Source organism: Methylobacterium sp. J-048 (assembly GCF_022829515.1).
GTDB lineage: Bacteria > Pseudomonadota > Alphaproteobacteria > Rhizobiales > Beijerinckiaceae > Methylobacterium.
Genome location: NZ_JAKSYL010000244.1, coordinates 1 through 13,744 on the forward strand (window position 1 = coordinate 1; position 13,744 = coordinate 13,744).

Here is a 13,744-nt window from a genome sequence, read left to right on the forward strand (position 1 = left end):
GCCAGCGGCACGTCGTTGCGGGTGAGCGTCAGGTCGACTTCGTTGGGCAGATACCGCAGCCCCGGCGACAGGAAGGCGAGGTTGGACGTGACCCCGTCGAACCGGCCGGTGACGCCGCCGGAAGCGCTCAGGATCGCGTAGGTGGTGCGCGGGTTGTAGGCGCCGGAGGCCGCCAGCACCTGCACGGTGCCGCCGCCGAGGCTGGCCGCGCCGCCGGCGGCGATCCTGTCGGCCTGCCCGGCGGCGTTGGCCTCGACCCGGTAGACCGAGCCCGGCGCGAACGCGACCGCGCCGGTGACGGTGAGCGTGCCGATCGAGTTGCCCGGCGACACGGTACCCCCCGACAGGGCCGCGATCCCGCCGACGCTGCCGGAGCCGCCGAGGCTCGCACCCCCATGTATTGTGACGGTCGAGTTGGCGAGGGAGCCGTTCACGATGAGTTGCCCGCCGTTCACGTCCGTGACGCCAGTCAGTGTGCTGAGGCCCGTGAGGGTGAGTGTCCCGGCGCTCGTCTTCGTCAGGGTCCCAGTCCCCGAGATGGCGTTGAGCAAGGTTCCATCGACGGACTGATCAACGATTAGGGCGGCGTTGTCGACGATCGCTCCCGCGCCGAACGCCCCGGCATGCCCGACCAGGGTTCCGCCAGAAATCGTCGTGCCACCGGCGTAGGTGTTGGCACCTGTCAGGACCAGCACGCCACTTCCGAGCTTCGTCAGGCTCCCCGCACCACTGATGTCGTTGCGCCAAACGTCATAGGCCGAGAAGCCGCCCTTGGCTGCGTCCATGGTCACCGTAACCGAGCTGTTAAAGGCCCCGTAACCGTCCGCCGCCGCGAACAGGTTGATCCGGTCGTATCCCAGGCCGTTGTCGAGGAATCCACCGGAAGGCAGCTCAGTGGTGGCGATCACGTCGCGCCGCTGCGCGGCGGTGAGGTAAGGAAACCGCGTCGCGAGAAGTACCTCGGCTCCGGCCGGAACCACCGGCGCCAGGTTCGTAGGCCCGACCGGTGCGAAACCGTAGGTCAGGCGAGCCATGTAATCGGCCTTGTTCCGGGCGTAATTCGAAAATCGATCCGTGGCTGGGTCGACGGATGCATGGGCACAGGCGTCGAGCGGGCCGCCGCAAGCTTGACTGAAATAGCTCTGCGCCTGCGTAAAAGCCTCTGCCAGCAAAGCTGCATTGTTGGGGTCGTTGAGGTTCCGGATCGCGAAGTAGGTCGCCAGCACGCGGCCACCGATCACGTCGGTCGGCGAGTGCATGCCGGCCTCGATCCGGTTGTCGCCGAGCTCGCTCGCACGGGTCAGGAGTTCCTGGAATCGCTGCGGCACAGCATAGGCCAGGGCGATGGCTGAGAGGTAGGCAGCATTGGTGTGCCCGCTCGGAAACCCGCCATCGCTCGCCGGCGTCGGACTCTTCTCCGGCACGAGGGACGGCGGCACGACGAAATCGAGGCTTTGGCCGTTCAGGCTCTGCCGCCAGGGACGCCAGTAATTGTAGGCATTCTTGGCCGGTGTAGTCGAAGCATCATTCCTGAGCACGTTGACCAGTTGCACGACTTTCCCGAGGGCCGAGGTGGTGGCGCCGGCTCCGTTCCCCTGGTCGACATACTGCACCGTCGACGTGGTCGCATCGAAGGCCGGGATCGTGGTGGTCGCGCCGGAACCCGCTAAATAGGCGCGCGTCAGCGGTCCGAGGCCGTCGATGACGCTGTAGCTCTGGTTGCGGCGATCATCGTAATAAGCGGCTATCTCCGGTGCCCTCGCCCGCGTCCGCGCACGCTCCGCAACGATCTGAATGTTACGCTGCAGGAGAGGCGCGCCCAGAGCGGTCGGCGATCCGGTGTCGTAGGTCGGCCCCGGTATCCAGAGGCGGTTGAACCCCGAGAGGACGTCGACGCTGTTGCTTGGCATCGTATTCGCGGTTTGTGCTCGAGCGCCCGTACCGAACGCTGAGACGATCAACGCTGCGATCGAAACCCCATGCCGCAGTTTCATGATCCGCCCTTGCGATTCGCCTCAGTCAGCCGGCGGGGACAGATCTAGCGAAGCTCAGGAACGGCGCATCGTCATAATTCCGTCATACATTCGGCTTGCCGCGCAATGCATCTCACCAGCAACACTTTGTTGTGCCAGCTTATTTTGCGGCTTGTATTCAATTGATCTCAATATCAACGGATCGCGATCTGCATGCCATTCAGCGACAACAGGGCTCGCGGACATCCGGCTCCTCCTGGACTGCAAATCCCGGCGGCACGCACGGCGCCTCCGGCAGCCGGCATCGGAGCGGGCGGGCATGCCGGGAAGCACTCAGGGCGCCCATCTCAGGGCGCACTTGGGAGCCGGCAGAGTCTGCGCCCCGGAGACGCGGGCGAATCGCCGGGGCACGCCCACCCACGGCTGAACACGCTTCACTCCGGCAGCGCGAACACCGTGAGCTGCCCGCCCGGCGCCGTGTATTGCGACAGGGCCGCGTAGCCGCCGACCGCGCCCGAGCCGTCGGCCGGGTCGGTCAGGCCGGCGGCCAGCCCGATACCGGCCCAGCCGCCGATCCCGGAGAGCACCGCCACGTATTGCCGGCCGCCGTGCTGATAGGTGGTGACGTTGCCGACGATGCCGGACGGGGTCTTGAACCGGTAGAGCTCGTGCCCGTCCCGGGCATCGACCGCCTTCAGATACCCTTCGAGCGTGCCGTAGAAGACGACGTCGCCCGCGGTGGCGAGCGCCCCGGACCAGACCGAGAACGGCTCCGGGATCGTCCAGGCGATCGTCCCCTTCGCCCCGTCCCAGGCGATGAACGCGCCGGTCCGGTCGGAGCCCTCGGGCGGGTGCAGGGTCAGGGTCGCGCCGACATAGGGCTGGCCCGGCGTGTAGCTCACCCGGAACGCCTCGTAATCCATGCACATGTGGTTGGTCGGCACGTAGAACAGCCGCGTCCTGGCCGAGTAGGCGGCCGGCTGCTGGTTCTTGGCGCCGAGCGCCCCGGGGCAGATGTTCTTGGTGACCTCCTCCTCGTCGGCCTCGCCGGGCGCATAGCGTTTGTCGAGGACGGGCCTTCCGTAGCCCGGGGAGGCGCGGTCCAGGTCGATCCGGCGCGCCCAGTTGACGCTGGGATCGAATTTCTCCGCCACCAGCGGCTCGCCGGTGGCCCGGTCGAGGGTGTAGCCGAAGCCGTTGCGGTCGAAATGGGTCAGCACCCGACGCGGGCGGCCGTCGATCACCTGCTCGGTCAGGATCATCTCGTTGACCCCGTCATAGTCCCACTGGTCGTGGGGGGTCATCTGGTAGACCCAGCGCGCCATCCCGGTGTCGGGGTCGCGGGCGATGATCGCCATCGTCCAGCGGTTGTCGCCCGGGCGCTGGGCCGGGTTCCAGGTCGCCGGGTTGCCGGTGCCGTAATAGACGAGGTTCAGCTCCGGGTCGTAGGAGAACCAGCCCCAGCTGCAGCCGCCGCCGATCCGCCACTGGTCGCCCTCCCAGCTGGTGAGCGAGGAATCCCGGCCGATCGGGCGCCCGAGGGCGGTGGTTTTCTCCGGATCGACCAGCATGTCGGCATCCGGCCCGGTGGCGTAGGCGCGCCAGAGGCGTGTGCCGCTCGCCTGGTCGTAGGCGGTGACGTGGCAGCGGGCGCCGTACTCGCCCCCGGCGATGCCGACGATGAGCTTGCCACGGACTGGCAAAACCGTGGCGGTGTTGGTCTCGCCCCGGGCGGGGTCGCCGTTCTTCACGGACCACAGGACCCGGCCGGTCTCGGGATCCAAGGCCACCACCGTGGTGTCGGCGAGCTGCAGGAACAGCCGGCCCTCCGCGTAGGCGAGGCCGCGGGAGACCGTGTCGCAGCACATCACCGCGATCACGCCCGCATCCTGGCGCGGGGCGTAGCGCCAGAGGATTTGGCCGTCCCGGTCGAGGTCGAGGGCGTAGACCAGGTTCGGGAACGGGGTGTGCACGAACATCCGGTGCCCGACCACGATCGGCGCACCCTCGTGCCCGCGCAGCACGCCGGTGGAGAAGGTCCAGGCGACCTTGAGGCGCGAGACATTGCCGGCATCGATCTGGGCGAGGTCGGAATAGCGGGTGTTGGCGTAATCCAGGGTCTGGAGGACGGGCGGCTCCTCCGCGGACGCCACGGCGGCGAGGCCGGCGAGCGCCAGGGCCGCCAGGATCGGAACGCGCATGCTCGGACTCCACCGGCCGCCGCCCCGCACGGCGGCGCCGGCCTCATACACCGCGCGCCTGGTTAAATCCCACGGTCGGCACCGCGATGGACGCCCGCACGCGAGCGGTCGGGCGGGATCCCGTGCCGCGCCCGCCGACGCCTTCGAGAATGATTGCGCACAAAGAAATTTTATGTTCGAGCCATATCAAGAAATATTTTTTATGCGATAGTATTTGTCGCCTTATCTTTTCCTTACCGGAGATTTTTGCGCGGCCTATCTATAGGTTTTATGTAATTGTATGTCGTAAATATAGAATATGAGCTATATTAATGCAAAAATGGATGATTTTTTTACCGCATTCGACTAGAATCATTTTGAATCGGAAGGAGAAAATCGATGGGCATCAGACTCAAGATCGGCGCGAAGGTCACGCTGGCGGCCGTCGTGGCCTGTCTGCTGGTCAGCGGCATGATCGCCAACCAGTGGCTCAGCAACCAGGCGATCGTCGGCGGGATCGCGACGATCGGACGCGAGCAGACGATCCTCAACGGGATCGTGGGCGCACAGCTCGCCATGTCCGAGATGCGGGACGCCTACCATACCATCGAGGCGGCCGTGACGCCGGCGGCCCGGGATGCGGCGGTGGGCGAGATCGACCGGCTGGCCCGCGGGGGCGCCCAGGGTCTCGAACGCCCGATCGCCATCGCGCTCAAGCCCGACGTGCTGAAGCAGACGCAGGAGAGCCTGCTGCGCTACGCCCGGAATGCCCGGACCTTCCGGACCGAGACGCGGCCGGAGGTCCTGGAGGCGGCCCGCTTGGAGATCCAAACCGTCACGGTCTCAGCCGAGAAGGTCATCGACGAATCGATCAAGAACGCGCGGTTCTTCACCGCGGGCGCCACCGAGAGCGCCCTGGCGCAGGCCGATACGGCGAGCGGGCGCGGGCTGGCCCTGGGCAGCGTCGGGCTCGCCGTGGTGATGGGTTGGGCCCTACTGATGATCTTCGGCGTCGCCCGCCCGATCCGCCGCATCGGCGAGGTGCTCCTGCACATTTCCGAGGGCCGGACCGACATCGCGATCCCCTATACCGGGCGCTACGACGAGATCGGCGAGGCCGCCCGCTCCGCCCAGGTGTTCGAGGATAACCTGATCCGCACCAAGGCCCTCGAACAGGAGGCCGCGCAGGCCCGGTCCGAGGCCGAGGCGCGGCGCAAGGCCGCGATGCAGGAGATCGCCGACGGGTTCGAGCGCACGATCGGCGGGATCATCCGGGTGGTCTCGGATTCCGCGTCCGAATTGCAGAACACCGCTCAGACCATGACCGGGACGGCCACCGACACGGCCGCCAAGTCGGCCACCGTCGCGGAGGCCGCGGAGGCCGCGTCGAGCAACGTCCAGACCGTGGCCGCGACCGCCGAGGAACTCGGCTCGTCGGTGGCCGAGATCGGCCGCCAGGTGTCGGGCTCGGCGGGTCTCGCCCAGGGCGCCGTGAGCGAGGCGGACCGGACGGCCGCCCTGGTGCAGGCGCTGAGCACGGCCGCGTCGCGGATCGGCGACGTGGTCGGGCTGATCACCAGCATCGCCAGTCAGACCAACCTACTGGCGCTCAACGCCACGATCGAGGCGGCCCGGGCCGGGGAGGCCGGTCGCGGCTTTGCCGTGGTGGCCGCGGAGGTCAAGGAGCTGGCCGGCCAGACCGCCAAGGCCACCGACGAGATCGCCGCCCAGATCGGGCAGATCCAGGGCGCGACCGCCGAAGCGGTGACGGCGATCGGGTCGATCGCCGGCCGCATCCGCGAGATCAACGACGTGACGGCCAGCATCGCCTCCGCGGTGGAGCAGCAGGGGGCGGCGACGCAGGAGATCGTGCGCAACGTCGCAGAGGCCGCCTCCGGCACCGGTGCCGTCACCAGCACGATCGCCGGCGTGGCCGACGCGGCCGAGGGGACCGGGACGGCCGCCGCCCAGGTCCTGGCCTCCGCGTCGGAGCTGTCCCGCCATTCCGAGCGCCTCAACGCCGAGGTGCTGCGCTTCATCGCCGACGTGCGGGCGGCCTGAGCGGACCGAGCCTCACATCCGCTCTTTGACGATCTCCTCGGCCTGCGGGTCCGGCTCGTGGCCGGCCTCGCGCAGCAGCGGCACCACCGCCGCCGCGTCCCGGGCGACGCTGTAGCTGAGGTCCAGCCCCTCGCGGATGAAGCCGTGGCCGCGCATGTGCGCGAACAGCGCGAGCAGCGGCGCCCAGAAATCGGCCACCGAGACCAGCACCACCGGCTTCCGGTGCTGCCCGAGCTGCGCCCAGGTGAGCTGCTCGACCAATTCCTCCAGGGTGCCGATCCCGCCCGGCAGGGTCACGAACGCGTCCGAGCGCTCGAACATCAGGCGCTTGCGGGTGTGCATGTCGGGCACCACCACGGTCTCCTGCACGGCGTCGAGCATGTGCTCGCGCGCCTGGAGGAAGTCCGGGATGATGCCGGTGACGTGGCCGCCCGCCGCCAGCGCGGCGCGGGCCACCGTCCCCATCAGGCCGACATCGCCGCCGCCGTAGACCAGGCCCATCCCGGCCTGGGCGATCGCCGTCCCGAGGGTCTCGGCGGCCTCGCGAAACGCCGGGTCTCCGCCGAAGCCGGAGCCGCAATAGACACAGACTGTCCTCACCGGGGCCATCCGGCGCCCTCCATCACGCAATCGTCGCGAGCCGTCGAAAAAGAGCCCCGCGCCCGGCGCTCCACGCGCCAAACTGCTGAATTCGCGTGGGATTCACCCGCCGGAGCGGCGGTACGGCTTGGTGTCGGGACCATGTACGGTATTATGGGCGCCGCAGTCGACGGTTTTTGAGCGGGCAGGCGGCCCATTCGCCGGGTGGACGGCAGAGCAGGGAGGCCTCCGTGGCGATGTCGAGACAGGTGCGGCGCAGTCTCGCCCTGGCGCTCGCCGGCCTCCTCGGCGGCCTCGGCCTCGTGCTGGCCCTGTTCGGCGGCGAATCCTTGAAGCGGATGATCGACCGGCACGAGCCGGAGCCCCCCGCGGCCACGGCGCCCCAGGGCGGCCTGCGCAGCCTGGCGGATCCCGGGGCGACCGCCGAATCCGGCACGCCGCCGGTCGATTTTCGCGACGACAGGACGGGCGCCCCCAAGCCCGGCGAGACCCGATCCGCCGCACGCCCCTCGGCCGACCCGGCACCGGGCGCGGCCCTGTCGGCCGGCATCGGCAGCCCCGAGGGCAAGCCGGCCGAGCCCGACGCCGCCGCGGTGCCGCGCTTCGACATCGTCCGGGTCGAGCCCAACGGCGACGCGGTGGTGGCCGGGCGCGGCGCGCCGGATGCCGTGATCGAGATGCTGGTCGACGGCAAGCCCGTGGCGCGGGCGACCGCCGACGCGAACGGCCAGTTCGCCCTGGTCCCGCCGGCCCTGCCCGCGGGCTCCAGCGCCCTGCGGCTGCGCATGACCACCAAGGACGGCCGCGCCGCCGACTCGCGCCAGAGCGTGGCGGTCGACGTCGCCCCGGGCCGCGACCGCCAGCCCCTGGTGGCGCTGACCGCCCCGGACGCCGCCACCGTCGTGCTGTCGCAGCCGGACGCTCCCGACCCGGCGAAGGGGGCGGGCGCCCAGGAGGCGAAAACCGCGAAGACGGCGTCCCCCGGGAAGCCCGCGGTCGCGGCCGCCGGCAAGGCGCAGGCCGCCCAGATCGTCAGCGTCGACGTGCAGGAGAACGGCCGGCTGTTCGTGACCGCGACCGGGATTCCGGGTGCGAAGCTCCGGCTCTACCTCAACGACACGCTGATCGCCCCGGGCAGCGTCGGGCCGGACGGCCGGGCGAGCTTCACCATCGGGCGCGGGATCAAGCCGGGCCAGTACCAGGTGCGGATCGACCAGATCGATCCGCGCACCGGCAAGGTCGCCACCCGCGCCGAGGTGCCGCTCGCGGTGCCCGAGCCGACCCGCATCGCCGCCGGCGAGGGTACCGGACGCGACCTGTCCGGCGCGCCCGCCCCCGGGGGCGGTCCAGGGACGGATCGTCCCCGAGCGGAAGGCGGCCGCCCGGCGGAGATGCCCTCCGCCCTCAGCCCAGGCTCCACGGGCACGAGCGGCCCGGCGCGGGCCGGCGCGGTGTTCGTGCCCGAGATCACCACGGCCAAGATCACCCGGGGCGACAATCTCTGGCGGATCAGCCAGCGCACCTACGGCCGGGGCGAGCGCTACACCGTGATCTACGACGCCAACCAGGGCCAGATCCGCGACCCGGACCGGATCTACCCGGGCCAGATCTTCATCCTGCCCACCGACAAGCGGGGTTGAGTCTCCCTCACTCCACGACCTGATCGTCCTCGGAAACAGCCAGCCGCCGCAGGTTCTGCAGCGCCTCGGCGAGATCCTCCCGCGACGGGGTCGCCAAGGCGAGGCGGACCGCGTTCGGGGCATGGCCGGGATTCACCGCGAAGGCCGGGGCCGGCAGCAGGGCGATGCCCCGGCGCAAGGACGCGGCGGCAAAGGCTTCCGCCCGCCAGGTCTCGGGCAATTCGAGCCAAAGGTGGTAGGCGCGGGGATCGCCGACCACCTTGAGCCCCGCCAGGATGTCCCGGGCCAGCGCCTGGCGGGATGCCGCGTCCCGGCGTTTGGCCTCCGCCAGCGTCGCCGCCGAACCGCCGGCCATCCAGTGCATGCCGGCCGCGAGCGACAGCCCGAGCACGGTCCAGGCGCCTTGGCGCACGGAGGCCGCGAGCCGGTCGGTGAGGTGGGGCGGCCCGGCGATCATCCCGATCGTGAGGGCCGGCATCACCCGCTTCGACAGGCTGTCGACCAGGATCGTCCGGTCGGGCGCCAGACTGGCGAGCAGCGGCTGCGTGTCGGCCAGAAAGCCGTAGACGGCATCCTCGATCGCCGTGAGTCCGGTCTGGTCGAGCACGCGGGCGAGGTCGACGCGCCGCGCCGGGCTCATGGTCGTGCCGAGCGGGTTCTGCAGGGTCGGCTGGAGATAGACGCCGCTCAACGGCGTCGCCCGGTGGGCCTGGAGGATCGCGTCGGGGCACACGCCCTCGGCATCCATGGCCAGCGGCACCAGGGTGATCCCGAGCCGGGAGGCGATGCCCCGCACCGCCGGATAGGTCAGCGGCTCGCAGCCGATCCGCTCCCCCGGGGCCGCCAGGGCCGCGAGCGCGGCGGCGAGCGCCTGCCGGCCGTTGCCGGTGAACAGGATGTCGGCGGGTTTGGGCGCGTAGCCGTCCCGGGTGAGGAACCTGGCCGCCACGGCCCGCGCCCGGGGCGTGCCGTCCGGGCCGTACTGGCTGAAGCCGATCTCGGCGCCCCCGCGCGCCAGGGCCGCCAGGGTCTCGGCCAGCACCGCCTCCTGCTCCGGCAGGCGGGAATGGGTCCGCTGCAGGTCGAGGGCCGCCGGCGGAGGCTCCGGCTGGAGCGTCCCCGCCCGGCCCGGCTCGGAGCGGACGAAGGTGCCGCGGCCGACCTCGCCGGTCGTGAGCCCGCGCCGGCCCAGTTCGGCATAGACCCGGCTCGCCGTCGAGACCGCGATGCCTCGGGCATAGGCGAAGTCCCGCTGGGGCGGCAGCCGGTCGCCGGGGCGCAGCGTGCCGGCGGCGATCTCGGCGGCGACGGCGTCGGCGACGTCCCGGTAATCCGTGGCCCGCATCATTGCTCCGAGTGCAATGTTTCGATTGATCCGAGATATTTATCGGTTCAATCCTGGCGCCGCAATCCCGGCCGGACTGCTCCCGTCACCGGATCCTCCGCCATGTCGATCATCACATTCCCCTCCGCCACCACGTCCGCGCGCACCGCGAACCAGCCCGCCCGGCCATCCCTGGTGCGGCTCTGGCTGCAGCGCATCCGCACCCGGCGGCTGCTCGCCGCCCTGCATCCGGACCAGCTGCGGGATGCCGGCATCGAGCCCTGGCGCCTGCGCCACGAGATCCGGAAGCCGTTCTGGAGAGGATGACCGGCCCTGCGGCGGCCGCGGGTGCCCGCTTCATCCTACGGACCTATATGCGGGTGGAAGATTGTTCCTCCCGCACAGAATCCCGCATGACCGACGACACCGCGCCCCCGGCCGGGTCACCCCCAGCCGAGCGCCCCGGCCTGCTCGCCACTTACCGGCGGCTGTGGCCGCATCTCTGGCCGCACGACCGGCCCGACCTGCAGAGCCGCGTGTTCCTGGCCTTCGGGCTGCTGCTCGCGGCCAAGCTCGTGACCATGGTGACGCCGTTCACCTTCAAGTGGATCACCGACGCCCTGGTCGCCGCGATCGGTGGGAAGGATGCGCCGCTGCCGACCGGCCTGTTCGCCGCCCCGATGCTGCTGATCGCCCTCTACGGCGTGTCGCGGATCGCGATGTCGGCGCTCACCCAGGTGCGCGACGGGCTGTTCGCCAAGGTGGCGATGCACGCGGTGCGCCGCCTGGCGCTGCGGACCTTCGAGCACATGCACCGCCTGTCGCTGCGCTTCCATCTGGAGCGCAAGACCGGCGGCCTGACCCGGGTGCTGGAGCGCGGCCGCGCCGGCATCGAGGAATTGTCGCGCCTGATGGTGCTCACCCTGGTGCCGACCATCGTCGAGTTCGCGCTGGTGCTCGGCGTGCTGGCCTACGAGTTCGACTGGCGCTACGCGCTGGTCGCGTTCCTTACGGTCGGGGCCTATCTCGGCTTCACCTACAAGGCGACCGAGTGGCGGATCGCCATCCGCCGCCGGATGAACGCCTCGGACACGGACGCCAACACCAAGGCGGTCGACTCGCTGCTCAACTACGAGACGGTGAAGTATTTCGGCGCGGAGGCCCGTGAGGCCGCCCGCTACGACGTGTCGATGGCCAAATACGAAAAGGCCTCGACCCAGACCTACGTGTCGCTGGCCGTGCTCAATGCCGGCCAGGCGGTGATCTTCACCATCGGCATGACGATCGTGATGTGGCTCGCGGCCCGGGACATCCTGGCCGGGCGCACGACGATCGGCGGCTTCGTGCTGGCCAACACCCTGCTGGTGCAGTTGTCGATGCCCCTGAACTTCATGGGCATGATCTACCGCGAGATCAAACAGGCGCTGATCGATATCGACGACATGTTCCGCATCCTCGGCCAGAACCCCGAGATCGCCGATCGGCCGAACGCGGCGCCCCTGACGGTTGCGGGCGGCACGGTGCGGTTCGAGGATGTCCGCTTCGCCTACACCCCGGAGCGGCCGATCCTGCGCGGCGTCTCGTTCGAGATCCGGGCCGGGCAGACGGTGGCGGTGGTCGGCCCCTCGGGGGCCGGCAAGTCGACCCTGTCGCGGCTGCTGTTCCGGTTCTACGAGCCGCAGGGCGGGCGGATCAGCATCGACGGCCAGGACATCGCCGCGGTGACCCAGGAATCCTTGCGCGCCGCGATCGGCATGGTCCCGCAGGACACGGTGCTGTTCAACGACACGATCGGCTACAACATCCGCTACGGCCGGGCCGACGCCACGGAGGCCGAGCTGCGCGAGGCGGCCCAGCTCGCCCAGATCGACCGCTTCGTCTCCGGTCTGCCGGAGGGTTACGACACGCCGGTGGGCGAGCGCGGGCTGAAGCTGTCGGGCGGCGAGAAGCAGCGGGTCGCCATCGCGCGGACCATCCTCAAGGCGCCGCCGATCCTGGTGCTCGACGAGGCGACCTCGGCGCTCGATTCCTTCACCGAGGCCGAGATCCAGTCGGCGCTGGACCGGGTCAGCCGCGGCCGCACCACCCTGGTGATCGCCCACCGGCTGTCCACGGTGGTCAATGCCGACGCGATCCTGGTGCTCGACCACGGCCGCATCGCCGAGCGCGGCACCCATGCCGAGCTGCTGGACGCCGGCGGCATCTACGCGGCGCTCTGGGACCGCCAGCGCGAGGCCGACGCGGCGCTCGAGGTGCTCCAGCGCGCCGACGCGCCGGTGCTGCCGATCCGGGTCGGGCGCGGGGCCGTGCCGGCGACGGAACCGGCGGAGTAGGGGGGTGCGACCTGCTCAGGCCGTGCCGCGCGCTCTGGCAACGACCTCGATCGCATCGGCCACGAGGGCGGGATCACCGTCCTCCAGAACGGCCTCGATGTAGAGGGCGATGTCCTCGGGCGTCTTCAGGTGCTCGGCGGTGTCGTAGGGAAACGTCTCCAGCGCCATCATCACATCTCCTTCGCCTTACGCCCGCCCCGAGACCGAACCTTCACCCCCAGCAAATCCTCGAACGGGAGCACCATCGCGCCCTTGTCCCGGTCGCCGTGGCCCTGGCGCAGGGCGGTCTGGTAGGTCGCGGTGGCGGCGGCCGTGACCGGCATGGGATACCCGCCCTCGGCCGAGATCGCGGCGGCCGCGACGAGGTCCTTGTAGGCCGCGCCCATCGGGTAGCCCTCGTCGAACCGGCCCTGGAGGATGCGCGGCACGAAGTATTGCGACGCGTAGCTCCGGCTGGTGCCGGTGGTCACGACTTGCGCGATCTGGTCCGGGTCGAGCCCCATCGCCACCGCCATCGGCAGCACCTCGGCAAGCGCTGCGATGTTGATGTCGTAGAGCACGTTGTTGATCGTCTTGGTGAGCTGGCCGGACCCGACCGGCCCCATATGCAGGACGCTCGCGCCGATCCGCTCCAGCAGGGGCCGGACTGCCGCGATGGGCTCCGCATCGCCGCCGCACATCACCGTGAGCGTCCCGGCCTCGGCGCCGGCCGGCGCCCCGGAGACCGGGGCATCGACGAAATGCCGCCCGGTCGCCGCCACGGCGCGGCCGAGGGCGAGCGCCTTGGCATGCGCGATGGTGCTGAGATCGACCACGACCGCCCCCGGCGCCAGCCGCTCGGCGAGACGGTCCGGGCCGAACAGGGCGGCCTCGACCACGTCGCCGTTCGGCAGGCACAGGAACAGCACCTCGGCGCCGTCGAGCGCTGCGGGATCCGCCGTCGCGACGAGGCCCGCCCCGTCGAGCCCGGCGAGGCGGGCCGGGTCGGAATCCAGCGCCACGAGGGTCTCCGAATCGGAGGCGCGCTTGGCCGCGAGGTTGCGGGCGATCGGATGGCCCATCGCGCCGAGGCCGAGGATGGCGAGTTTCTGCACCGGACGGCTCCTCACTGCGGCCGCGGAGCGAGCCAACGGCACTATTTGGGACGGCCCAGCTCGCCCCATGCCGTCATTGCGAGCGCAGCGAAGCAACCGAGGGACACGCGACTTCCGGGGATCGCGCGCTGCACTGGGTTGCTTCGCTGCGCTCGCAATGACGGTGAAGGCCGCAGCCAGCCGTTCGAGGGGACCTGTATCGGACGTATCAGGAGGCGCCGCAATTGCGGATGCCATACCCCGCCCCTTGACAATGTTCCTATTTTGTGCTCATTAGCCGTCACCTGTCCTCCGGTGCCGCGGGGGTGACTTCGCGGCGCTCCTCGGGGGTCCGTCCGGTGGCTGACCGGCGGGTTCGGAGAGCAGGGCGGTGCCCGCGTCGGTGGCTCTCAGCCGCCATCGCCCCGGGCGGCGAACCGATGCGGGGCGTGTCTCGGTGACGGGCGTGAGATCGGGCGGCAGTTTGCCCGGCGGGGTGCGGAAATGCCCCCGCGGCGACCCATCTCTGGGCGTGACCCTGAGCAACCTGCGGACCCGCC

Annotated in this window: 11 protein-coding genes; 4 read left to right on the top strand and 7 right to left on the bottom strand. The window is 70.3% G+C overall.

The features are described 5' to 3' along the window. The 3 genes from MKL09_RS24810 to MKL09_RS24820 form a co-directional block, all read right to left on the bottom strand. Positions 1-1,910 (bottom strand): acid phosphatase (locus MKL09_RS24810; RefSeq protein WP_244024682.1); only part of this gene is annotated, 1,910 nt, incomplete at its 3' end. Between the two features lie 138 nt (positions 1,911-2,048). Then, positions 2,049-2,219 carry a hypothetical protein gene (locus MKL09_RS24815; RefSeq protein WP_244024683.1) on the bottom strand — a complete coding sequence of 57 codons (171 nt, stop codon included), beginning with the start codon at positions 2,217-2,219 and terminating at the stop codon, positions 2,049-2,051. A gap of 188 nt (positions 2,220-2,407) precedes the next feature. After that, positions 2,408-4,174, bottom strand: a complete 1,767-nt coding sequence (locus tag MKL09_RS24820; RefSeq protein WP_244024684.1) for a methanol/ethanol family PQQ-dependent dehydrogenase — start codon at positions 4,172-4,174, stop codon at positions 2,408-2,410. Between the two features lie 378 nt (positions 4,175-4,552). Here MKL09_RS24820 and MKL09_RS24825 point away from each other — a divergent pair, with 378 nt between their 5' ends. Next, entirely contained in the window at positions 4,553-6,214 is a 1,662-nt protein-coding gene (locus MKL09_RS24825; protein WP_244024685.1) for a methyl-accepting chemotaxis protein, read from the top strand. A gap of 12 nt (positions 6,215-6,226) precedes the next feature. Here MKL09_RS24825 and MKL09_RS24830 read toward each other — a convergent pair whose 3' ends face one another. Next, on the bottom strand, positions 6,227-6,823 hold the full coding sequence (locus MKL09_RS24830) for a TIGR00730 family Rossman fold protein (RefSeq protein WP_244024686.1): 597 nt from the start codon (positions 6,821-6,823) through the stop codon (positions 6,227-6,229). Positions 6,824-7,050: 227 nt separating this feature from the next. On the opposite strand from MKL09_RS24830, the gene MKL09_RS24835 reads away from it, so the two are divergent. Then, positions 7,051-8,454 (top strand): LysM peptidoglycan-binding domain-containing protein, encoded by a 1,404-nt coding sequence (locus MKL09_RS24835; RefSeq protein ID WP_244024692.1) that lies wholly within the window; start codon positions 7,051-7,053, stop codon positions 8,452-8,454. 7 nt (positions 8,455-8,461) lie between these two features. Here MKL09_RS24835 and MKL09_RS24840 read toward each other — a convergent pair whose 3' ends face one another. Next, the gene (locus MKL09_RS24840) at positions 8,462-9,799 is read right to left on the bottom strand and encodes a PLP-dependent aminotransferase family protein (protein WP_244024687.1); all 1,338 of its coding nucleotides are present in this window, start codon (positions 9,797-9,799) and stop codon (positions 8,462-8,464) included. A gap of 102 nt (positions 9,800-9,901) precedes the next feature. Here MKL09_RS24840 and MKL09_RS24845 point away from each other — a divergent pair, with 102 nt between their 5' ends. Beyond that, positions 9,902-10,105 (top strand): DUF1127 domain-containing protein, encoded by a 204-nt coding sequence (locus MKL09_RS24845; protein ID WP_244024688.1) that lies wholly within the window; start codon positions 9,902-9,904, stop codon positions 10,103-10,105. A gap of 86 nt (positions 10,106-10,191) precedes the next feature. Continuing rightward, positions 10,192-12,111 (top strand): ABCB family ABC transporter ATP-binding protein/permease, encoded by a 1,920-nt coding sequence (locus MKL09_RS24850; protein WP_244024689.1) that lies wholly within the window; start codon positions 10,192-10,194, stop codon positions 12,109-12,111. 15 nt (positions 12,112-12,126) lie between these two features. Here MKL09_RS24850 and MKL09_RS24855 read toward each other — a convergent pair whose 3' ends face one another. Next, entirely contained in the window at positions 12,127-12,282 is a 156-nt protein-coding gene (locus MKL09_RS24855; protein ID WP_244024690.1) for a DNA-binding protein, read from the bottom strand. Beyond that, complete coding sequence (locus MKL09_RS24860; protein WP_244024691.1) at positions 12,282-13,205, bottom strand: NAD(P)-dependent oxidoreductase; 924 nt, start codon at positions 13,203-13,205, stop codon at positions 12,282-12,284. Before MKL09_RS24860 ends, MKL09_RS24855 begins: the two co-directional genes overlap by 1 nt. Positions 13,206-13,744 lie beyond the last annotated feature (539 nt).